The sequence below is a fragment of the Xanthomonas sp. JAI131 genome, assembly GCF_013410075.1.
GTDB classification, from domain to species: domain Bacteria; phylum Pseudomonadota; class Gammaproteobacteria; order Xanthomonadales; family Xanthomonadaceae; genus Xanthomonas_A; species Xanthomonas_A bonasiae.
The window spans coordinates 288,569-309,409 of the sequence record NZ_JACCCN010000004.1; the positions used below are offsets into that span (position 1 = coordinate 288,569).

Genomic DNA, 20,841 nt, shown 5'->3' on the forward strand with positions numbered 1-20,841 from the left:
TCGCAAAACGATCTTGAGCTGTTCGAGCTTCCGCACACAGACTTCGTCATCCCTAACGAAGGATGGATGGATGTCCAAGGTCGTCACCCAGATCGAGCGCACCGCCCCGGCACTGCTCCATGGCCTGGCCCAGGCGGGCGTCGCCACCGTGCACGAGGCGCAGGGTCGCAGCGGCCTGCTGCACCACCGGCTGCGTCCCATCTACGCCGGCGCACGCATCGCCGGCAGCGCGGTCACCGTGTCAGTGCCGCCGGGCGACAACTGGATGATGCACGTGGCGATCGAACAGCTGCGCGATGGCGACGTGCTGGTGGTGGCACCGACCAGCGACTGCTGCGACGGCTACTTCGGCGACCTGCTCGCCACCTCTGCGCAGGCGCGCGGCTGCCGCGGCCTGATCATCGATGCCGGGGTGCGCGACGTGCGCGATCTCACCACGATGCGCTTCCCGGTCTGGAGCCGCGCGATCTGCGCGCAGGGCACGGTCAAGGAGACGCTGGGCTCGGTCAACCTGCCACTGGTATGCGCCGGCGCGCTGATCCAGCCAGGCGACGTGCTGGTGGCCGACGACGACGGGGTCTGCGTGGTACCGCGCGCCGATACCGCGCGCGTGCTGGCAGAGGCGCAGGCACGAGAGGTGCGCGAGCAGGCCAAGCGCGAGCGCCTGGCCAACGGCGAGCTCGGCCTGGACATCTATGCCATGCGCGAGCGCCTGGCCGCCAAGGGCCTGACCTATGTCGGATGATCCGGTTCGCGCAGCGACGCCGGCGGCCGCCGCGGACGTCCGCAGCCGGCCCAGGCACGGCGTGCGCGCGATGTGGATGCGCGGCGGCACCTCCAAGGGCGGGTTCTTTCTGGCCGATGCGCTGCCGGCAGACCGCGCCGCGCGCGATGCCTTCCTGCTGCGCACCTACGGCTCGCCGGATGTGCGCCAGATCGACGGCATGGGCGGCGCCGATCCGCTGACCTCCAAGGTCGCGGTGGTGTCGCGCTCCAGCCGCGACGATGCCGATGTCGACTACCTGTTTCTGCAGGTCCATGTCGACCAGGCCTTGGTCAGCGATGCGCAGAACTGCGGCAACATGCTGGCCGCGGTCGGCCCGTTCGCGCTCGAGCGCGGCCTGGTCGCCGCCAGCGGCGAGCGGACCGAAGTACGCATCTTCATGCGCAACACCGGCAAGCTCGCCACCGCCACGGTGCAGACGCCGGACGGCTACGTCCGCTACGACGGCGATGCGCGCATCGACGGCGTGCCCGGAACCGCCGCGCCGATCCCGCTGGCGTTCGCCGACATCTCCGGCTCGTCCTGCGGCGCGCTGCTGCCCAGCGGCAACGCGGTGGACGAGATCGACGGCATCGCGGTGACGCTGATCGACAACGGCATGCCGTGCGTGGTGCTGCGCGCCAGCGACGTGGGCATCGGCGGCTACGAGGACCGCGACACGCTCGACGCCGACGCCGCGCTGAAGGCACGGCTGGAGGCGATCCGCCTGCAGGCCGGGCCGCGCATGCGCCTGGGCGAGGTCGCCGACCAGACCGTGCCGAAGATGATGATGGTCGCCGCGCCGCGCGACGGCGGCACGATCTGCGTCCGCTCGTTCATCCCGCACCGCTGCCACGCCTCGATCGGCGTGCTCGGCGCGGTCAGCGTCGCCACCGCCTGCCTGCTGCCGCAATCTCCGGCGCACGCGCTGGCGCAGCTGCCCGGTGGGCGCAGCCAGCACCTCCAGGTCGAACACCCCAGCGGCGCCACCGGCTGTGTGATCGATCTCGATGCACACGGTGCGGTGGTCCGGGCCGCAGTCCTGCGTACCGCCCGCAAGCTCTTCGACGGATACCTGTTCGACTGAACCGGCACCGGCGTTCACCATCAATTGCCTGGGAGGGTAGTTATGACAGTTGTGGAGAAGCGGCCGCGCCGCTTCGGAATCTTCGGACAACTCTGGTTTCAGGTGCTGATCGGCACCCTGATCGGCGTGCTTCTGGGCTGGCTGGCGCCAGCGACGGGTACCGCGATGAAACCCTTCGGCGATGCCTTCATCAAGCTGATCCGGATGATGATCGGGCCGATCATCTTCGTCACCGTGGTGCACGGCATCGCCGGCATGCGCGACATGCGCAGCGTGGGCCGGCTGGCGCTGAAATCGCTGATCTATTTCGAGGCGATCACCATCCTGGCGCTGATCGTCGGCCTGGTCGCAGTCGACCTGTGGCAGCCCGGCACCGGCATGAACATCGACCCGGCCAGCCTGGACGGCAACAGCATCAAGAACTACGTCAATACCGCGCACGACCAGTCGATCAGCGCCTACCTGATGAACATCATCCCCACCACGCTGGTCAGCGCCTTCACCGAAGCCCACGTGTTGCAGGTGCTGTTCGTGTCGGTGCTGTTCGGGGTCGGCCTGGCGGCGATCGGCGAGCGCGGCGAGCCGGTGATGCGGGTGATCGAAGCCACATCGCAGACGCTGTTCCGGGTCATCGGTTACGTCATGTACTTCGCCCCGATCGGCGCGTTTGGCGCGATCGCCTTCACCGTCGGCCAGTTCGGCGCCGATTCGCTGATGGCGTTGGGCGAACTGATCATCGAGTTCTTCATGGTCTGCGCACTGTTCACCGTGCTCGTGCTCGGCACGGTGTGCTGGTGGTGCGGCGTCAGCCTGTGGCGGTTGCTGATGTACATCCGCGACGAGATCGTCATCGTCGCCGCCACCACCTCCACCGAGACGGTGCTGCCGCGGCTGATCGAGAAGATGAAGAAGCTCGGCTGCGAGGAGGGCGTGGTCGGCTTCGTGATCCCCGCCGGCTATTCGTTCAACCTCGACGGCACCTGCCTGTACCTGACTACGGTGGCGGTGTTCCTGGCGCAGGCCACCAATACGCCACTGACCGTCTGGCACGAGCTGGGCCTGATCGCGGTACTGCTGCTCACCTCAAAGGGCGCAGCCGGCGTGGCCGGAGCGGCGTTCGTGGTGCTGGCGGCGACGCTGTCCACCACCGGCACCATCCCGGTGGCGAGCATCGCGCTTATCCTGGGCATCCACCGCATCCTGGCCGAGGGCCTGACCTTCGTGAACCTGGTCGGCAACTCGGTGGCCACCATCGTGATCGCCAAGTGGGAAGACAAGCTCGACCACGCCGTGCTCGCCGAGTACGTCGGCAACCGCGCGCTGCGCCGCCGTCACCCTGTCGCCGTCACGCAATCCTGATCGCCTGCCCCGGCTGCGCTGGGGCGCCACCCGCTTACGCCATTCCGGCCGCGAGGCCGGACAGGAGGCGCTGTGTCTCGCATCACACCTTCCATGCTGGCCCTGCTGCTCTGCGGACTCGCCGGCGGCGCCGTCGCACCGGCGCTGGCGCAGGCCGCGCCGCCATCCACGCCCACCGCCAAGGCCGGCAAGGCGCCCGACGGCGTCGACCTGACCGTCGACTTCGTCGGCAATGTGGCCGGCAATCCCGTCGGCGGCGCCGACCAAGGCACCGCCGCCTCGTACTGGTTCATGGCCCAGTCCAGGTTCGACCTGGACACGCTGTTCGGCGTGCGCAATACCGAGGTCGACTTGCAGGCCGCATGGTTCGCCGGTGACAACCTGGCGCGCGAGGAAATCGGCAGTTCGATCAGCCTGCAGCAGACCTGGCGCCCGGTCGCCGGCGGGCGCCTGACCCGGCTCACCGTCAAGCACCGCTTCGACAACGGCCTAAGCGTCACCCTTGGCCGCGCGCCGCTGAACAGCTACTTCAACAACTCGCCGCTCAACTGCGCGTTCATGAGCAACGCGATCTGCCTGACTCCATTCGGCCCCATCACCGACATCGGCATTACCGCCTATCCCAACGCGTCGTGGGCGGCGATGCTGCGTTACGACTTCGATGCGCGCTGGTACGCGCAGGCCGGCGTGTTCGACTACGACAACGCGCTCAATGCCGCCGGCAAGAACGGCCTGGACTTCTCCCTGGGCGAAGGCAGCGGCACCCTCAGCGCCGGCGAGATCGGCTACCAAACCAGCTTCGCCAACGCACGCCTGCCGCTCACCGTACGCATCGGCGCCTATCGCAACAGCGACGGCGGCAAGAGTCCGTACTTCGACGTCAACGGCAATTCCGCTGGGCTCACCGGCAAGGCCTTCGCCAGCCTGGACGGCGCCCGCACCGGCGCCTATGCGATGGCCGACCAGACCGTATGGCGCGGCGCGGGCAAGCGCAACCTGGCGCTGTTCGGGCGCTACTTCGTCAACACCGGCAACGTCGCCGCGGTGCAGTACTTCGCCGCCGCCGGGCTGGTGAAGGCCGGTACCTTCGCCGGCCGCGACCAGGACACCTTCGCGATGTTCGTCTCCGACACTCACTTCGACCCCGAGCAGATGGCCTACCTGCGCGACCGCCGCATCCGCCACGGCGGCAGCGGCACGCCGCACAACGACGAGATCCTGGGCGAGATCAGCTACGGCTACGCGCTGCGGCCCGGCATCGTGCTGATGCCCAACCTCCAGTACGTGATCAATCCCGATCCGATCTACGCCCCCACCCGCATCACCGACATCCCCGATGCGCTGATCCTGGGACTGCGTGTGGACGTGCATTTCGCCCAGCTGTTCGGCTGGTGATTCCTTCCCTCCCCCACCGAGGCTTGCCATGATCATCGACTGCCACGGCCACTACACCACCGCGCCGGCCGCGCACGACGCCTTTCGCAAGGCGCAGGTCGCGCATTTCGACGACCCCACGCAACCGGCGCCGGACTATCCGCGCATCTCCGACGACGCGATCCGCGACAGCGTCGAGCAACACCAGCTGCGGCTGCTGCGCGAACGCGGTGCCGACATGACCATCTTCTCGCCGCGCGCCAGCAGCATGGCCCACCACATCGGCGACGAGGCGGTGAGCCAGGTCTGGACCCGACGCTGCAACGACCTGATCGCGCGCGTGGTGCAGCTGTACCCGGACAGTTTCATCGGCGTGTGCCAGTTGCCGCAGTCGCCGAACGTGCCGATCGCGCATTCGATCGCCGAGCTGGAGCGCTGCGTGAACGAGCTCGGCTTCGTCGGCTGCAACCTCAACCCGGATCCGTCCGGCGGCCACTGGACCGGCCTGCCGCTGACCGACAAGGCCTGGTATCCGTTCTTCGAGAAGATGGTCGAACTCGACGTACCGGCGATGGTGCACGTGTCCGGCAGCTGCAACGCCAACTTCCACGCCACAGGCGCGCACTACCTCAACGCCGACACCACCGCGTTCATGCAGTTCCTGCAAGGCGACCTGTTCCGCGACTTCCCCGAGCTGCGCTTCGTCATTCCACACGGCGGCGGCGCGGTGCCCTACCACTGGGGCCGCTTCCGCGGCCTGGCCGACATGCTCGGCAAGCCGCCGTTGGCCGAGCACGTGATGAAGAACGTGTTCTTCGACACCTGCGTCTATCATCAGCCCGGCATCGACCTGCTGTTCGAGGTGATCGACATCGGCAATATCCTGTTCGGCTCGGAGATGGTGGGCGCGGTGCGCGGCATCGATCCGCACACCGGCCACTACTTCGACGACACCAAGCGCTACATCGATGCCTTGGCGATCTGCGATGCCGACAAGCGCAAGGTGTTCGAAGGCAACGCGCGGCGCGTGTATCCGCGCCTGGATGCGCAGCTGACGGCGAGGGGCCTGTGATGGGAACGCTTATGACGCGCACGTTCCGCAAGGATGCCGATTGGCTGGATTTCGATCCGGCCCCGAGCAAGCCGTGCTTCGTGCCGCCGGCGGGCGCGGTGGACGCGCACTGCCACGTGTTCGGCCCGGGCGAGGTGTTCCCGTATGCGCCCGAGCGCAAGTACACGCCGTGCGACGCCGGCAAGGAGCGGCTGTTCGCGCTGCGCGATTTCCTCGGCTTCGAACGCAATGTGATCGTACAGGCCACCTGCCACGGCGCCGACAACCGCGCCCTGGTCGATGCGCTGCGCGCCGCCGGCGCGCGTGCGCGCGGCATCGCCACAGTGCGCGACAGCGTCGGCGACGCGGAGCTGCAGGAACTGCACGATGCCGGCGTGCGCGGGGTGCGCTTCAATTTCGTACGCCGCCTGGTCGATCCCAAGCCCGATGCCTACTACCGCCGCATCATCGACCGCATCGCCGCGCTCGGCTGGCAGGTGGTGGTGTATTTCGAGGCGGCCGACCTGGAGGAGCGCTGGGATTTCTTCACCTCGCTGCCGACCACGGTGGTGGTCGACCACATGGGCCGGCCGGATGTGAGCAAGCCGGTGGACGGGCCGGAATTCCAGCGCTTTGTGCGCCTGTTGGCCGAGCACGACAACATCTGGAGCAAGGTCAGCTGTCCGGAACGGCTGTCGCGCCTCGGACCGCCCGGCTACGACGACGTGGTGCCGTTCGCGAAGCACCTGGTCGAGCGCTTCCCCGAGCGCGTGCTGTGGGGCACCGACTGGCCGCACCCGAACATGAAACAGCACATGCCCGACGACGGCATGCTGGTCGACTTCATCCCGCGCATCGCAGCGACCGCCGAACTGCAGCGCAAGCTGCTGGTGGACAATCCGATGCGCTTGTATTGGTGAGGCCGGGATTGGGGATTCGGGATTGGCGGAAGCCGAGCGGCCATTCGCTGCCTCGGCGTCATGCCCGGCGTCGCCGGGTCCGATCGCCACGCCGCAGCGGATGGGCTGGCCCGACCGCAGCGGGCGAAGCTGCCTGAGTCGATCGCAGCGAGGCCGCGCGCCACAAAGACGAAACCCGCCTTGCGGCGGGTTCCGTGTCGACCTCGAAAGGCGATCCAGCGATCAGTCGATCACTTGATCTTGCCTTCCTTGTACAGCACGTGCTTACGCACGACCGGGTCGTACTTCATCATTTCCATCTTCCCCGGGGTGTTCTTCTTGTTCTTGTCCGTGGTGTAGAAGTGGCCGGTGGCGGCCGAGGAAATCATACGGATCTTGTCACGCTTGCCTGCCATGATTGTTTACTCCTCAGACCTTTTCGCCGCGCGCGCGCAGCTCTTTCAGAACGGCATCGATCCCGTTCTTGTCGATGGTGCGCAACGCATGCGCGGAAACACGGAGCTTGATCCAGCGGTTCTCGCTGGCGACCCAGAAGCGGCGCTCGTGCAGGTTGGGCAGGAAGCGACGACGGGTTCTGTTGTTGGCGTGGGAGACGTTGTTACCCGTCTGCACACGCTTGCCGGACACTTGGCATACGCGGGACATTACGCACCTCGATAAATAGTTTGAGTCGCCCATAGCCTGGGAGACGGCGGCCCCGGCAGCCTTGCGGCCACCACGCGACGTGGGAAATCAAGCAGTTACGCTGGGAGAGGCCGGCCGGAAATCGCGTGTCCGGCCGCCGGCCCGACAGCAGTCGGGCACAGCGAGCCGCGCATTATGCATGCCTTTCCCTTGTGTCGCAAGCACTTACCGCCGCCGCGCGGGCCTGGCGCAGTTCTGCCCAGGCGCGCCGCGCCACCTGCCAGGCCGAGCGCAGGAACAGCAGCAGCAGCGCCGCGGCGATCAGCAGGTCCGGCCAGCCGGCGCCGAACGCCCACACCGCAATGCTGGCCAGGATGACCGCGCCGCCCTCGTAAACGTCGTTGAGCGAGCACGTCCAGGCCGAGGCCAGGTTGATGTCGCCACGGCGGTACGGCCACAGCAGGCGCAGACACAGCAGGTTCGCCGCCAGGTTCAGCGCCGCGGCCACGCCCATGCTCTCGAACAGCGGCAGCTGCGGGTGCAGCAGCTTCCAGCCGATGCCGGCGGCCACCGCCAGCGCCGCGGCCAGGATCAGCGCGGCCTTGAGCAGCGCCACCCGCGCCTTCGCCGCCAGGCTGGCGCCGACCACGGCCAGGCTCAGCGCATAGGTCAGCGCATCGCCGAGGTTGTCCAGGCTGCCGGACAGCAGCGAGGCCGAGCCGCTGTGCCAGGCGCTGCCCAGCATCATCGCGAAGGTGCCGGCGTTGATCGCCAGCACCCACCACAGCACCCGCCGCTGGCGCGCCTGCATCGCCGCCACATCCAGGGTCTTGCCGCACCCGCAGCAGCTGTCGGCCATCGCTCACCTCGCCAAGGTCGGAGCATCCGCCGGGGCGGACGCCGCTGCGGCATTGTCGCGCCGGTGCAGCCAGCGGTACAGCACCGGCAGCACCAGCAGGGTCAGCAGCGTGGACGAGACGATGCCGCCGATCACCACCGTGGCCAGCGGCCGCTGCACCTCCGCGCCGGCGCCGACGTTGAACGCCATCGGCACGAAGCCCAGCGCCGCCACCAGCGCGGTCATCAGCACAGGCCGCAACCGCGCCAGCGCGCCGTCGCGCAGCGCCTGCGCCAGCGGCAGGCCGTCCTCGCGCAGCTTGCGCACGAAGGCGATCATCACCAGCCCGTTCAACACCGCCACCCCGGACAGCGCGATGAAGCCGACCCCGGCGGAGATCGACAGCGGGATGCCGCGCAGCGCCAGCGCGACCACGCCGCCGGTCAGCGCCAGCGGTACGCCGCTGAACACGATCGCCGCGTCGCGCAGCGAGCCGAACGACCAGTACAGCAGCGCGAAGATCAGCAGCAGCGTGGCCGGCACCACCCAGGCCAGGCGCTGCCCGGCCGAGATCAGCTGCTCGAAGGTGCCGCCGTAGCCGATCCAGTAGCCGCTGGGCAGTTCCACGTCGGCCTGCACGCGGCGCTGCAGTTCGGCGACGAAACCGCCGAGGTCGCGGTCGCGCACGTTGGCGGTGACCACGATGCGGCGCTTGCCGTCCTCGCGGTTGATCTGGTTCGGCCCCAGCACGGTGTCCACCTTGGCCACCTCGCGCAGCGGCACGGTGATCGGCGTGCCGCTGCGCCAGCCGGGCGCGCGACTAGACTCGTCGGCGTCGCCGCGCTCGCCGTCGCCGCGCAGCGGGATCGGCAGGTCGGCCAGTGCCGCCGGATCCTGGCGCAACGCTTCGGGCAGGCGCACCACGATGGCGAAACGGCGGTCGCCCTCGAACAGCTGCCCGGCGTCCTGCCCGCCCACCGCGGCCGCCACCGTGTCCTGCACCACGCCGGGATTGAGTCCATAGCCGGCCAGCGCGATGCGGTCCGGGACCACGGTCAGCATCGGCAGGCCGGTGGCCTGCTCGAGCTTGACATCGGCCGCGCCGGGCACGGTCCTGGCCACCTCCTCGATGCGCCGGCCGACCTCCACCAGCGTGTCCAGGTCGTCGCCGTAGAGCTTGATCGCCACGTCCGCGCGCACGCCGGAAATCAGCTCGTTCATGCGCATCTGGATCGGCTGGGTGAACTCGTAGTTGTTGCCGGGCAACTGCTGCACCGCCGCCTCGATCTCGGCCAGCAACTGCGCCTTGGGCTTGCGCGGATCGGGCCATTGCGCGCGCGGCTTCATGATCAGGAAGGTGTCGGCCACCGACGGCGGCATCGGGTCGGTGGCGACCTCGGCGGTGCCGAGCTTGCCGAACACGTGCGCCACTTCCGGGAACTGCTTGATCCGCCGCTCCAGCGTGGACTGCATGGCGATCGCCTGTTCCAGGCTGGTGCCGGGAATGCGCAGCGCATGCAGGGCGATATCGCCTTCGTCGAGGTTGGGGATGAACTCGGTGCCCAGCCGCGTGGCCAGCACGCCGCACAGCAGCACCAGCGCCAGCGCACCGGCGCCGATCCAGCGCGCGTGGCGCAGCGCGCCGTCCAGCAGCGGCGCATACGCCTGCCGCGCCCAGCGCATCGCGCGGTTCTCGTGCTCGGCGACCTTGCCGCCCAGGGTCAGCGCGATCGCCGCCGGCACGAACGTCAGCGACAGCAGCATCGCCCCGGTCAGCGCCAGCACCACGGTGATCGCCATCGGGTGGAACATCTTGCCTTCGATGCCGGTCAGCGCGAACACCGGCAGGTACACCGCGGCGATGATGCCCACGCCGAACAGGCTGGGACGGATCACCTCGGCGGTGGCCTGCGCGGTCAGCTCGAAGCGCTCGGCGGCGCTGAGCACGCGGCCCAGGCGCTGCTGCGCCTGGCCGAAGCGGCTCAGGCAGTTCTCCACGATGATCACCGCGCCATCGACGATCAGCCCGAAATCCAGCGCGCCCAGGCTCATCAGGTTGCCGGACACGCCGCCGCGGACCATGCCGGTGAGGGTGAACAGCATCGCCAGCGGGATCACCGCCGCGGTGATCAGTGCGGCGCGGAAATTGCCCAGCAGCAGGAACAGCACCGCGATCACCAGCAGCGCGCCTTCGACCAGGTTCCTGGCCACGGTGGCGATGGTGCGGTCGACCAGCGCGGTGCGGTCGTACACCGGCACCGCCTGCACGCCCGGCGGCAGGCTGCGATTGGCCTGTTCGAGCCGGGCCGCCGAGGCCTGCGCCACCGCGCGGCTGTTGGCGCCGACCAGCATGAACACCGTGCCCAGCACCACCTCGCTGCCGTCCTGGGTGGCGGCGCCGGTACGCAGCTCCGGCCCTTCGCCGACCTGGGCCACGTCGCGCACCCGGATCGGCACGCCTTCGCGCCGGTCCAGCACGATCGCGCCGATCTCGGCGATGCCGCTCACCTGCCCCGGCACCCGCACCAGGAACTGCTGGCCATTGCGTTCGATGTAGCCGGCGCCGACGTTGCGGTTGTTGGCCTCGACCGCGCGCGCCACATCGTCCAGGGTGAAACCGAGCGCGACCAGCCGCGCCGGATCCGGGGTGATGTGGATCTGCCGCGCATAGCCGCCGATGGTGTTGACCTCGGTCACGCCCGGCACGTTGCGCAGCTGCGGCCGCACCACCCAGTCCTGCAGCGTGCGCAGGTCGGTGGCGGTCCAGGCGCTGCCGTCGGGCTTGCGCGCGTTCGGCTTGGCCTCGACCGTGTACATGAAGATCTCGCCCAGGCCGGTGGCGATCGGCCCCAGTTGCGGCTCCAGCTCCGGCGGCAGCTGCGCCTTCACCTGCTGCAGGCGCTCGGCCACCTGCTGCCGCGCGAAGTACAGGTCGGTGCCGTCGGCGAACACCACGGTGACCTGCGACAGCCCGTAGCGCGACAGCGAGCGGGTGGATTCCAGCCCCGGCAGGCCGGCCAGCACCGTCTCCAGCGGGAAGGTGACGCGCTGCTCGGCCTCCAGCGGCGAATAGCCGGGCGCGGCGGTGTTGACCTGCACCTGCACGTTGGTGATGTCGGGCGTGGCGTCGATCGGCAGGCGCGAGAAACTCCATGCGCCGATCGCGATCAGCACCCCGGTCAGCGCCAGCATCAGCCAGCGCTGCGCGATGGCGAAGCGGATCAGGTTAGCGAGCATGGCGGCGGCCTCCGTGTGCGGGGCAGTCGCATGGCGCGCCGCTCTTTTGTAGGAGCGGCTTCAGCCGCGACCGCTCTGCCGGCATCGCGTCTACGGTCGGGTGTCTGTCGCGGCTGAAGCCGCTCCTACAGGGGGGCCAGGGCGCGGTGCGCAGGTCAATGATCATGCGACGCCCCCGACTTCTCGATGTCCGCCTTGACCAGGTAGCTCTGCTCCACCACCACCTGGTCGCCGGCCTTCAACCCAGACAGCACCTGCACCTGGCGCGCATCGCGCGCGCCGAGTTGCAGCGGCCGCACTTCGTAGGTCTCGCCCACGCGCACGAACACCACGTCCCAGTCGCGGAAGGTCTGCAAGGCGGTCACCGGCACCACCAGGTCGGCCGGTTGCTGCGCCACCGTGACCCGCGCCTTCACCGCCGAACCCGGCCGCCACAAACCGTCCTCGTTGCGCAGCACCGCGCGCGCCACCGTGCTCTGGCTGGCCGTGGCGGTCCCCGGCAACACGCGTTCCAGCGTGGTCTGCGCGACCGTGCCGTCGCTGATCCGGGTCACCGTCACCGGCGCACCGGCGGCGATGTGGCCGGCATCGGCGCCGAAGATGTGCAGGTCCACCCACAGCGTGGACAGGTCGGCGATCTCGAACAGCGCCTGGCCCTCGGCGGCGCTGCTGCCGACGCTGGCGTTGCGCGCCAGCACGGTGCCGGCGATCGGCGCGCTGATCGTGTAGGTGGTCAGGCTCAGGTTGCTTTCCACCGTGGCCAGCGCCTGCCCGGCGCGCACGCGGTCGCCGACATTGGCGCGCAGGCTGCGCACCGGGCCGGGGAAGCGCGCGGTGGCCTGCGCCTGGGCGCCTTCGGCCGGGGTCAGCAGGCCTTGCACCTCGTGCTCGTCGGCGATGCTGCCGGGGCCGACCGGGGCCACGCGGATGCCCGCATCGGCGGCGATCTTCGCCGCGATCTCGGTGCGGCCTTCGTAGCTGGGATAGGTCCAGCGCAGCGCCTTGCCCTGCACCGTGGCGCGCACCTCGACGTCGAACGAATGCGGCTCGCGCACCACGCTGTCGGCCAGCAGGCTGCCGTCGTCGCGCGCGCGCAGGCGGTGCGTCTCGGCGACGCCACCCAGACGCTTGAGTTGCACCTCGACGCTGCCGGCGGCCGGCGGCAACGGCTTGCCGTCGCGGTACAGCCAGGCCTGATAGGTCGGCGGCGTGCCGTCCTCGGTGATCGCCAGTTCGACCGCGGCGCCGTCCTGTTCGAGCAGGCGGCCGCCATGCGCGCCCTTGCGTGCTTCCTCGGCATGGGCTTCGCCGCCGTCGCCATGCGCGTCGGCTTCGTCGTGGCTGGCGTCGTCGCCCGCGCCGGCGCAACCGCCGAGCAGCAGTCCAAGCAACAGCGGCGCGATCAGCGCAGCGGATTTGAGTTTCATCGTAGGAAGTCCTGAAAGATGCCGGCGGCGGGCGCCAGGCATCGGGAGAAGGGGGTGGGATGCGATGGCATTCGCCGGCGCCGCATGGCGCGGCGCGCGCGACGGCATGGCAGGCGGCGGATCCTCGCGAGCGGCGCTGGCGATCGCCGTGTCCGCAGAGCGGCTGGCGTCGGCCGGCGCTATGCACAGCGCCAGCGCTGCATGTCGCGCGCGGTGCTGGCACAGCGTGCGGCGTCGTACGACTGCCTCGGAGATGGTCGCGCCGGTCAGCAATCGGTGGCACCAGGCACGCGCGACGCTGCGCACGACCTGCCGCACGGACCACGGCAATGGCGCTCCATTCGTCGGGACGGCGCCGGCAGACGCCAGCGCGCGGCGAATGCGCAACGGCAACGAGCGGCTCATCGCGCCACCTGCGCCGCGGACGCGAGCACGAATGGCTGCCCGGTCAGGCGCTGGATCTCGATCAGCGCGGTCTGCGCCTCGATCGCGGCGGCGAGCTGCTGCCGCCGCGCATCGCCGTGCTGCGCCTGCAGCTGCGCCCATTCCAGATAGCTGATCGCACCGCCGCGATAGGCGCGCTCGGCGGCGGCCTCGGCGCGCGCCAGTTTCGGCAGCACGTCGTCGTGCATGCGCGCCACTTCCAGTTGCGCGGCGCGGTAGCGGCCGTGCGCGTCGGCGAGCGTGGAGTACAGCGCCAGCGCCTGGGTTTCGCGCTCCACGCCGAGCAGGTCGCGCTCGGCCTCGGCGGCGCGGATCTCCGGCTGCGCGCGCGCCGCGCTGCCCAACGGCAGCGAGATCCCGGCCACCAGCGCAGTGGCGTCGCCGTCCTGCAGCCGGCGCACGCCGAACTGCCAGTCCAGGTCCGGCCGCGCCTGGCTGCGCGCCAGCCGTAGCCGCGCCTCGCGCACGCGCGCCTCGCCGGCGAAGCGTGCCAGCTCCGGGGTGGCATCGAGCAGCGCGGCCAGCAGGTCGAAGTCCGGCACTGCCGGCAACGCCAGGGGATCGCCGGTCACCTGCGCGAAGCCGGGATCGCGTTCGCCCCACAGCACCGCCAGGTGGCGGCGCGCGGCGGCGTGCTCCTGCTGCGCGCGGTCGCGGTCCAGTTCCGCACGCGCCTGCAGCGCCTGCGCGGTCAGCAGCACCGATTCGGGCGAGGCGCCGGCCTGCAGCCGCTGCCGCGCCGCGGCCACCGTGCGCTGGCGCTGCGCCAGGTCGGCGGCGGCGATGGCCTGGCGCTGCGCGGCAGCGGCGATCGCCAGGTAGCGGCGCGCGACCTCGGCGAGCAGGTCCAGCCGCGCCAGTTCGCGCTGCGGCGCCAGCGCGTCGATGCGCGCCTGCGCCAGCGTGCGACGCGCGTCGAGCTTGCCGCCGCGTTCGAGCACGCCGGCCAGGCTGACGGTCAGTTCGGCCTGGTCCAGGCCGCGTGCGGGGCCGCTGCCGAAGGCATTCTCCAGTTCGGCGCCCAGCCGCAGCGGCGGACGCAGCGCCTCGCGCTCGGCCTCGGCGGCGAGCACGCGGCGCTGGCCGTCGGCCAGGCGCAGGTCGGGATGGGACCGGGCGACGCGGGCGAAGGCGTCGTCCAGGGTGAGCACAGCATCGGGCGGCACGGCCTGCGCCCACGCGCAGGGCGCGACCGCGAAGGCGGCAACAGCCACCAGTCGCAACCACATGGGACTTCTCCGGATTCGGGGATCGATGGACGGGCCGGCGGGCGCCGGCGGTGCATCAAGCCGCGATCGGAGGCCGCAGCGGGGTGTCCAGCAGGTGCGAGCGGTAGTCCTGATGTCCCGCGACCGGGCGCGGCTGCGCGGCCAACGGCAGGCCCTGCCAGATCAGCGACGACAGCAGTGCCGGGCTCTGCCCGTGGCAATAGCCGCTGTGCATCAGCGCGTGCAGCAGGCCGGCGCCATCGCGTTCTCCGGCGCCATCGCCATCACCGCGGTGCGGCGCTTCTTCGTCCACGTGCGCCTGGTCGTGCGCCAAGGCATGCACATCGCCCAGCGCGCAGGCCACCGGCGCCACCAACACGCCCAGCGCCAGCATCGCCAGCGCCATCAGGCGCAGCAAGGGGTGGAGCAGGCGGGCACGGCGGATGGACATGGCGCCAGCCTAGCGATGCGGGTGGGGTTACACAATCGCAGGCGGGAGACGGGGGGAGGAGCGCGCGGCGGCGGTGGCCTCCTCCGGTGCCGACGATCGCGAGCCTGCGTCGGTCGCGCATTGGCCGGCTGGGGCTGACCGCTGCGCTTCCATGCCATGAGGCGATCGTGCCATTCGCCGGCGCCGCCGCTGCGCTTTCATGCCGCGAGGGCGGCGTCCCCTCATCCGAGGTTGGCCGCTGTGCCCTCATGCTACGCGAGCGGTCGTACCCTCATCCGGCGCTGCGCGCCACCTTCTCCCAGTGGGAGAAGGGAGGGCATGCGCGCGGTTTCGCCACAGCGGTTATTCGGGCTTGGCCGCGGCGGACTTGCGGGTGGCGGCCTGCTGCTTGCTCTCGGCGATGAACGCGCGCACCTGCTGCTGCAAGACCGGCAGCGGCACCGAGCCCTGTTTCAGCACCGCGTCGTGGAAGGCCTTGATGTCGAAGTCCGCGCCCAGCGCCTGCTCGGCCTCGGCGCGCAGCTTGAGGATGGCGATCTCGCCGAGCTTGTAGCTCAGCGCCTGCCCCGGCCAGGAGATGTAGCGGTCGACCTCGGTGGTGACCTCGTGCTCGCTGAGCGCGGTGTGCTCGCGCAGGTAGGCCAGCGCCTGCTCGCGGGTCCAGCCCTTGTGGTGCACGCCGGTGTCGATCACCAGCCGGCAGGCGCGCCACATTTCGTAGCTGAGCCGGCCGAAGTCCTCGTATGGGGTTTCGTAGATGCCCATCTCCTTGCCCAGCTTTTCGGTGTACAGCGCCCAGCCTTCGCCGTAGGCGGAGATGTAGTTCTCGCGGCGGAACGCCGGCTGCGCGCCCTGCTCTTCGGCCAGCGCGCCCTGCAGCGAGTGGCCCGGCGAGGACTCGTGCAGGGTCAGCGCCGGCAGGTTGTACAGCGGGCGCGACGGCAGGTTGTAGGTGTTGAGCCAATAGGTGCCGACGCCGCCACGGCCGGCGGTCCAGAACGGCGCGATCTCCGGCGGCACCGGCACGATGGTGAAACGCCCGCGCGGCAGCGTGCCGATGAACTTGCCGACTTCGCCATCCACGCGCTTGGCGATCCACGCCGCGCGATCGAGCAGTTCCTGCGGCGTCTTGACGTAGAACTGCGGATCGGTGCGCAGGAACTGCAGGAACGCCGGGAAGGTCTGCTGCCCGGCCGGCGCCTTGAAGCCGACCTGCCGGATGATCGCGTCCATCTCCTTCTGGATCCGCGCCACCTCCTGCAGGCCCAGCTGGTGGATCTGCTCCGGGCGCATCTCCAGCGTGGTGTATTCGCGGATCTGCTGCTGGTAGTAGACCTTGCCATCGGGCAGCGCTTCGGCGGCCAGCGTGGTGCGCGCCTGCGGCACGTACTCTTCGCGATAGAAGCGCAGCAGCTGCGCGTACGCCGGGATCACCTTGTCGCGGATCGCCGCCTGCGCCTGCGCGCGCAGCGCCTGCTGCTCGGCGGCCGGGATCTGCGCCGGCAGCTGCTTGAACGGCGCGTACAGCGCGGCCGCGGTCGGATCCTTGAGCTCGGCGACGTTGGCGATCGACCCGTCGCGCCCTTCCAGCACCGCGCGCGGCACGCTGAAGCCGCGCTTGAGGCCGGCGCGCATGTTGTCGGTCTGCTGTGCGAAGTAGCGCGGCACGTCGTCGAGCCGCGCGATGTAGGCGCGGTACTCGGCCGGGGTGCGCAGCGTGCGCCGCGCCATGAAGCCCAGGTCGGACCAGAACGAGCTGTCGGAATTGAACGGCATCTCGTAGGCGCGCAGGCGCACCGCGGCGGCGAGGTTCTCGATCTGCGGGCGGTACACCGCCAGGTTGACCTGGTTGTCGGCCGACAGCTGCGCCGGATCGATCGCATCCAGCTGGCGCAGCACGTCGTCCCACACCTTCAGCCGCGCCGCCTGCGCCGCCGCGCCGACGTCGGGCAGCTGCTGGTTGTCGCCGCTGCTGTCGCTGTCCTCGTCGGCCTGCCCGACCTGCGCCTGCCGCCACGTCCACTCCTTCTCGTAGATGGCCTGGAAGCGGGCATCGGCAGCGGAGGCGGTGGCCGCCGCCGGCGGGACGGCCGGCGCTGCGGCCAGCGCCGGCGTGGCGAATGCGAGCGCGAGCAACAGGGAAGCGGCCAGCGGGGTCTTGGCGATCGGCATGGGCGGCGGCAGGCAGTGGGAACGAGATCCCGATGATCGCATCCTGCGTGCAACAGGGGGTGGGCCGGAAGTCCTGGCACTGCACTGATCGGAGACTGACAACGACGACGCGCTGCGCTCTGCCGAACCGACCGGGCCGAACAGCCCTGGCCGACAGCTGCCGCCGGCATTGGCGCTGAAGCTGGTCCCACAGCGCCTTCCCGCTCCCGGCGAGCCATTGTGGGAGCGACTTCAGTCGCGACGAGCGGAGCACGACCCTCCCCAAATTCACCCACTTCTTCTGTGCACCATCCGGATTACAGTGTCGGAACGAGCACTCCTGCCCTTCGCCATATCCAGCCAGACCGCATCCCAATACGGATACCTGCCAAGCCTGTCCACCAGGCCCGCACGTAACGGGTTGGCGACGATATAGCGCGCACTCGGCAAGACGTCTCGCTCGTGGCGCAGCGCATGGTCGTGAAAGCCTGGCATCCACACCGACCCGCCTCGGCCCCGTGCCAGATTCACCGCCCTGGCCGCCCTGCCCTTGGCGTTCTGCATGACGCTCGACAATGGACGGTTGCCTTCGAGTTGAAGCAGTCCATGCCAGTGATCGGGCATCAACACCCAGCACAGCAACTGCGCATCGTCCCATGTCGCGGCATTGGCAAGGCAGGCCGCGGCGGCCCAGGCGCAGCGCCAGTCCTCGAACAGGCGTTGGCGTTCGCAGGTTACCGCCGTCACCAGATAGATGCGGCCCGATTCGGTGCAGCGCCCTGCGCGCAACGCGCGAGAGCCGCGGGGAGGTTGCATGTGCATGCCGCCAGCGTCGTCGCTGGGACATGGCGGCGCCATCGGGGATCGACCCGAGGCGCTATCGGAAAATGCACAGAGCGCGATGGCGGAGCCTGCAAGGCGTCGGGACTGAAGTCCCTCCCACAAGAGGCGCCATGCCGGGCACTTCAGCCTCGCCTCGGCTTCTGACTGCCCTCGATAGCAACCGCCGTTGCCTCAATGCGACGCGCGATCCCGGTGCCAGCCGCGGTGCTTGATGTCCAGGTACAGGCTGTAGAACGCGGTGAAGGCGGGGAACAGGTTCTGCAGCACGCCGACCGAGTCCTGCTTGGCCGAGAACAGGAAGTAGCTCAGCGTCATCAGGCTGCCGACCACGCTCATGTACCAGAACAGGCGCGGGATCACCGGCTTGCCGGCGCGCTTGGAGGCGACGAACTGCACCAGCCAGCGGCCGCCGAACATCAGCGCGCCGACGTAGCCGATCAGCTTCCAGCCGGTGACGTGCAGCCCGGTCCAGTACAGCGCCTGGATCGGTTCGTTGAGGAAATGCGCTTCCATCTCAGCGCTCCTGCACCACGGTGCGGCGGCTGCGCGCGATCAGCCAGGCCACGCCGCGCAGGTCGCGGATGCCGACCAGCGCGCGGTTGAGGTTGTTGTACTTGGACACGCCCGAGGTGCGGTGGCGATGGTTCACCGGCACGCTCAGGGTCTGCCAGCCGGCGCGCTGCATCAGCGCCGGCAGGTAGCGATGCATGTGGTCGAAGTACGGCAGGTCCAGGAACGCCTCGCGCTCGAACAGCTTGATGCCGCAGCCGGTGTCGGGGGTGTCGTCGCGCAGCATGCGCGCGCGGATCGCGTTGGCCCACTTGGAGGCCCAGCGCTTGCTGCCCGAGTCCTGCCGCGACACGCGCCAGCCGGCGAACAGCTTGACCTGCGCGGCGGCGGCGGCGCGCGCGGCGAGCAGCTTGGGGATGTCGGCCGGGTCGTTCTGGCCATCGCCGTCGAGGGTGGCGATCCACGCGCCGCGCGCGGCCTTGACCCCGTTGCGCACCGCGGTGCTCTGCCCGCTCTGGGTGACGTGGTGCAGCACCCGCAGCTCCGGCACGCTCGCCTTCAGCCCGTCCAGCACGGCCAGGGTGTCGTCGCGCGAATGGTCGTCGACATAGACGATCTCGAAGTCGGTCACGCCGCGCAGCGCGGCGACGATCTCGGCCACCAGCGGCGGCACGTTGTCGCGCTCGTTGAACACCGGGACGACGACGGAAAGGGAAGGCTGGTTCATGGCTCGACTAGGCTCGACGGCAACGCAATGGGGGAACGCGGGGAACGACGGCAACGCCGCAAAAAGACCGCGCATTGTGCCCCGGGCCGGTGACCCGGGGCTGAAGCGTCAGGCCGCGGCACCGAAATACTCGCGGCACCACTGCACCACCTGCGGCAGCCCGACCTCGATCGGGGTGCTCGGATCGAAGCCGAACGCGGCGTGGGCGCGCGCAGTATCGGCCATCGTCTCGACCATGTCGCCGGGCTGCATCGGCTTGTACACCTTCTCGGCGGCGCGGCCGGCGGCGGCCTCGATCACGCCGATGAAGCGCTCCAGCTCGACCGGGGTGTGGTTACCCAGGTTGAACACGCGGTGCGGCACCGCGTCCGTGGACGGGTGGTCGAGCGCGCCGAGCACGCCGGCGACGATGTCGGCGACGAAGGTGAAGTCGCGGCGCATGCGCCCGTGGTTGAACACCTCGATCGGGCGCCCGGCCAGCACCGCGCGGCTGAACAGCAGCGGCGCCATGTCCGGCCGGCCCCACGGCCCGTACACGGTGAAGAAGCGCAGGCCGGTGGCGCGCAGGCCGTACAGCTGCGCATAGGTGTAGGCCATCAGCTCGTTGGCGGCCTTGGTCGCGGCGTACAGCGAGCGCGGCTGGTCGATGCGCTGGTCTTCGGAAAACGGCGGCGTCGCCGAATCGCCGTACACCGAACTGCTCGACGCGTAGGCCAGGTGCTGCACGCCGCGGTGCCGGCACAGTTCCAGCACGTTGACGAAGCCGACCAGGTTGCTGTCGACGTAGGCGTACGGGTTCTGCAGCGAATAGCGCACCCCCGCCTGCGCGGCCAGGTGCACCACGCGCGCGGGACGGATTTCGTCGAACAGCGCGGTCAGGCCGTCGCGGTCGGTGAGGTCGAGCCGGCGGATATCGGCCTGCGGGCACAGCGCGGCGACGCGGTCGCGCTTGAGCTGCGGGTCGTAGTAGTCGTTGTAGTTGTCCAGCCCCACCACCGTCTCGCCGCGCGCGGCCAGCGCACGGCAGGTGTAGGCGCCGACGAAGCCGGCCGCGCCGGTGACCAGGACCGTCATCGCTGCCACCAGCGCCGCTTGCGCACCACGTTGCGACGCTGCGGATCGACGATGTCGCTGATCTCGTGCGCGGCGAACCTGTCCAGCAGCGCGTCGCTGCCCTCGCGCAGCTTCAGCGCCATCTCCTCGGGATACAGCGGCACCACCGCCAGGAAGTGGATGGTCTTGTCGGCGTCCACGGCCAGTTCCTCGAAGCCGTCAGGCACAGTGACGGACGGCAGCACGATCGCGCCGTCGAGCGCGGTGTTCGCCGCATACGGCTCGGCCGGATCGCCATTGGGCACGGTATGCCCCCAGCCCAGCCAGGTGGCGTGCTTGTGCGGCAGCCGCGCAAGGCCCTTGAGCAGGCGGATCGGCCAGTACCAGCGTTCGTCGTCAAACGCGTCCTGCTGCAGCCGCCAGTCGCCCGGCAGGGTCATCACCAGTTCCAGGTACCGCGGCGCCGCCACGCCCTCGGGCAGGGTCATCGGCAGATCGCTCATGCCCGAGGTGACCAGGCGCGCGAACGGGAAGTCCGCGCTCGGGGCGACCAGGTGCACGTCGATGTGCACGGTATCGGACACGATCTCGTGGAAGACCGTCGCCACTGGACCCAGGTGCGCCTCGATGTGCTCGCTGATCTGTTCCAGGCACATCTCGCCCTGCGCCGGCTGCCAGGCGCTGGCCTCGCCGTGGCGCAGGATCGGGGTGCCGCTGAGGCTGACGATGTCGGCGGAGGACTCGGAACTCATGCGTCGCTCACTCGGGCGCCAG

Annotated in this window: 19 protein-coding genes; 6 read left to right on the forward strand and 13 right to left on the reverse strand. The window is 69.9% G+C overall.

Annotation, left to right across the window (positions count from 1 at the left end; genetic code table 11):
- The first annotated feature begins 70 nt into the window (after positions 1–70).
- The 6 genes from HDC36_RS17815 (at position 71) to HDC36_RS17840 (ending at position 6,554) form a co-directional block, all read left to right on the forward strand.
- On the forward strand, positions 71–745 hold the full coding sequence (locus HDC36_RS17815) for a 4-carboxy-4-hydroxy-2-oxoadipate aldolase/oxaloacetate decarboxylase (RefSeq protein WP_179569973.1): 675 nt from the start codon (positions 71–73) through the stop codon (positions 743–745).
- 70 nt (positions 746–815) lie between these two features.
- Complete coding sequence (locus HDC36_RS17820) at positions 816–1,850, forward strand: 4-oxalomesaconate tautomerase (protein WP_179570546.1); 1,035 nt, start codon at positions 816–818, stop codon at positions 1,848–1,850.
- Between the two features lie 42 nt (positions 1,851–1,892).
- Positions 1,893–3,209 carry a C4-dicarboxylate transporter DctA gene (dctA, locus tag HDC36_RS17825; RefSeq protein ID WP_179569975.1) on the forward strand — a complete coding sequence of 439 codons (1,317 nt, stop codon included), beginning with the start codon at positions 1,893–1,895 and terminating at the stop codon, positions 3,207–3,209.
- A 93-nt stretch (positions 3,210–3,302) separates the two neighbouring features.
- Complete coding sequence (locus HDC36_RS17830) at positions 3,303–4,604, forward strand: carbohydrate porin (protein WP_179569977.1); 1,302 nt, start codon at positions 3,303–3,305, stop codon at positions 4,602–4,604.
- A gap of 28 nt (positions 4,605–4,632) precedes the next feature.
- Positions 4,633–5,655, forward strand: coding sequence for an amidohydrolase family protein (locus tag HDC36_RS17835; RefSeq protein WP_179569979.1), 1,023 nt, complete (start codon positions 4,633–4,635; stop codon positions 5,653–5,655).
- Between the two features lie 11 nt (positions 5,656–5,666).
- Entirely contained in the window at positions 5,667–6,554 is an 888-nt protein-coding gene (locus HDC36_RS17840) for an amidohydrolase family protein (protein WP_179569981.1), read from the forward strand.
- A gap of 230 nt (positions 6,555–6,784) precedes the next feature.
- Here the strand turns inward: HDC36_RS17840 and rpmG are convergent, their stop codons facing one another.
- The 13 genes from rpmG to HDC36_RS17905 all read right to left on the reverse strand — a co-directional run bounded on the left by rpmG (position 6,785) and on the right by HDC36_RS17905 (position 20,819).
- Entirely contained in the window at positions 6,785–6,952 is a 168-nt protein-coding gene (gene rpmG / locus HDC36_RS17845) for a 50S ribosomal protein L33 (protein ID WP_170867542.1), read from the reverse strand.
- 10 nt (positions 6,953–6,962) lie between these two features.
- A complete protein-coding gene (gene rpmB / locus HDC36_RS17850) occupies positions 6,963–7,199 on the reverse strand; it encodes a 50S ribosomal protein L28 (protein WP_003467012.1) in 237 nt (78 codons plus the stop codon).
- A 172-nt stretch (positions 7,200–7,371) separates the two neighbouring features.
- Positions 7,372–8,037, reverse strand: a complete 666-nt coding sequence (locus HDC36_RS17855; RefSeq protein ID WP_179569983.1) for a cation transporter — start codon at positions 8,035–8,037, stop codon at positions 7,372–7,374.
- 3 nt (positions 8,038–8,040) lie between these two features.
- Entirely contained in the window at positions 8,041–11,253 is a 3,213-nt protein-coding gene (locus HDC36_RS17860) for a CusA/CzcA family heavy metal efflux RND transporter (protein ID WP_179569985.1), read from the reverse strand.
- A gap of 155 nt (positions 11,254–11,408) precedes the next feature.
- Entirely contained in the window at positions 11,409–12,680 is a 1,272-nt protein-coding gene (locus HDC36_RS17865) for an efflux RND transporter periplasmic adaptor subunit (RefSeq protein WP_255432798.1), read from the reverse strand.
- A gap of 401 nt (positions 12,681–13,081) precedes the next feature.
- Complete coding sequence (locus tag HDC36_RS17870) at positions 13,082–14,353, reverse strand: TolC family protein (RefSeq protein WP_179569989.1); 1,272 nt, start codon at positions 14,351–14,353, stop codon at positions 13,082–13,084.
- A 55-nt stretch (positions 14,354–14,408) separates the two neighbouring features.
- The gene (locus HDC36_RS17875; RefSeq protein ID WP_179569991.1) at positions 14,409–14,783 is read right to left on the reverse strand and encodes a hypothetical protein; all 375 of its coding nucleotides are present in this window, start codon (positions 14,781–14,783) and stop codon (positions 14,409–14,411) included.
- 342 nt (positions 14,784–15,125) lie between these two features.
- A complete protein-coding gene (locus HDC36_RS17880; RefSeq protein WP_179569993.1) occupies positions 15,126–16,955 on the reverse strand; it encodes a DUF885 family protein in 1,830 nt (609 codons plus the stop codon).
- Between the two features lie 267 nt (positions 16,956–17,222).
- On the reverse strand, positions 17,223–17,750 hold the full coding sequence (locus HDC36_RS17885) for a transposase (RefSeq protein WP_255432799.1): 528 nt from the start codon (positions 17,748–17,750) through the stop codon (positions 17,223–17,225).
- A 198-nt stretch (positions 17,751–17,948) separates the two neighbouring features.
- On the reverse strand, positions 17,949–18,290 hold the full coding sequence (locus tag HDC36_RS17890; protein ID WP_064542378.1) for a lipid-A-disaccharide synthase N-terminal domain-containing protein: 342 nt from the start codon (positions 18,288–18,290) through the stop codon (positions 17,949–17,951).
- Between the two features lies 1 nt (position 18,291).
- The gene (locus tag HDC36_RS17895; protein WP_179569995.1) at positions 18,292–19,014 is read right to left on the reverse strand and encodes a glycosyltransferase family 2 protein; all 723 of its coding nucleotides are present in this window, start codon (positions 19,012–19,014) and stop codon (positions 18,292–18,294) included.
- 108 nt (positions 19,015–19,122) lie between these two features.
- A complete protein-coding gene (locus HDC36_RS17900; protein WP_179569997.1) occupies positions 19,123–20,088 on the reverse strand; it encodes an NAD-dependent epimerase/dehydratase family protein in 966 nt (321 codons plus the stop codon).
- The gene (locus HDC36_RS17905) at positions 20,085–20,819 is read right to left on the reverse strand and encodes a suppressor of fused domain protein (RefSeq protein WP_179569999.1); all 735 of its coding nucleotides are present in this window, start codon (positions 20,817–20,819) and stop codon (positions 20,085–20,087) included. Before HDC36_RS17905 ends, HDC36_RS17900 begins: the two co-directional genes overlap by 4 nt.
- Positions 20,820–20,841: the final 22 nt, after the last annotated feature.

Bases quoted from the DNA above. Each gene is read 5' to 3' on its own strand.
- HDC36_RS17815 (WP_179569973.1), top strand. From the start codon at position 71: ATGTCCAAGGTCGTCACCCAGATCGAGCGCACCGCCCCGGCACTGCTC.
- HDC36_RS17820 (WP_179570546.1), top strand. From the start codon at position 816: ATGTGGATGCGCGGCGGCACCTCCAAGGGCGGGTTCTTTCTGGCCGAT.
- dctA (WP_179569975.1), top strand. From the start codon at position 1,893: ATGACAGTTGTGGAGAAGCGGCCGCGCCGCTTCGGAATCTTCGGACAA.
- HDC36_RS17830 (WP_179569977.1), top strand. From the start codon at position 3,303: ATGCTGGCCCTGCTGCTCTGCGGACTCGCCGGCGGCGCCGTCGCACCG.
- HDC36_RS17835 (WP_179569979.1), top strand. From the start codon at position 4,633: ATGATCATCGACTGCCACGGCCACTACACCACCGCGCCGGCCGCGCAC.
- HDC36_RS17840 (WP_179569981.1), top strand. From the start codon at position 5,667: ATGACGCGCACGTTCCGCAAGGATGCCGATTGGCTGGATTTCGATCCG.
- rpmB (WP_003467012.1), bottom strand. From the start codon at position 7,199: ATGTCCCGCGTATGCCAAGTGTCCGGCAAGCGTGTGCAGACGGGTAAC.
- HDC36_RS17855 (WP_179569983.1), bottom strand. From the start codon at position 8,037: ATGGCCGACAGCTGCTGCGGGTGCGGCAAGACCCTGGATGTGGCGGCG.
- HDC36_RS17860 (WP_179569985.1), bottom strand. From the start codon at position 11,253: ATGCTCGCTAACCTGATCCGCTTCGCCATCGCGCAGCGCTGGCTGATG.
- HDC36_RS17865 (WP_255432798.1), bottom strand. From the start codon at position 12,680: ATGAAACTCAAATCCGCTGCGCTGATCGCGCCGCTGTTGCTTGGACTG.
- HDC36_RS17870 (WP_179569989.1), bottom strand. From the start codon at position 14,353: ATGTGGTTGCGACTGGTGGCTGTTGCCGCCTTCGCGGTCGCGCCCTGC.
- HDC36_RS17875 (WP_179569991.1), bottom strand. From the start codon at position 14,783: ATGTCCATCCGCCGTGCCCGCCTGCTCCACCCCTTGCTGCGCCTGATG.
- HDC36_RS17880 (WP_179569993.1), bottom strand. From the start codon at position 16,955: ATGCCGATCGCCAAGACCCCGCTGGCCGCTTCCCTGTTGCTCGCGCTC.
- HDC36_RS17885 (WP_255432799.1), bottom strand. From the start codon at position 17,750: ATGCAACCTCCCCGCGGCTCTCGCGCGTTGCGCGCAGGGCGCTGCACC.
- HDC36_RS17890 (WP_064542378.1), bottom strand. From the start codon at position 18,290: ATGGAAGCGCATTTCCTCAACGAACCGATCCAGGCGCTGTACTGGACC.
- HDC36_RS17895 (WP_179569995.1), bottom strand. From the start codon at position 19,014: ATGAACCAGCCTTCCCTTTCCGTCGTCGTCCCGGTGTTCAACGAGCGC.
- HDC36_RS17900 (WP_179569997.1), bottom strand. From the start codon at position 20,088: ATGACGGTCCTGGTCACCGGCGCGGCCGGCTTCGTCGGCGCCTACACC.
- HDC36_RS17905 (WP_179569999.1), bottom strand. From the start codon at position 20,819: ATGAGTTCCGAGTCCTCCGCCGACATCGTCAGCCTCAGCGGCACCCCG.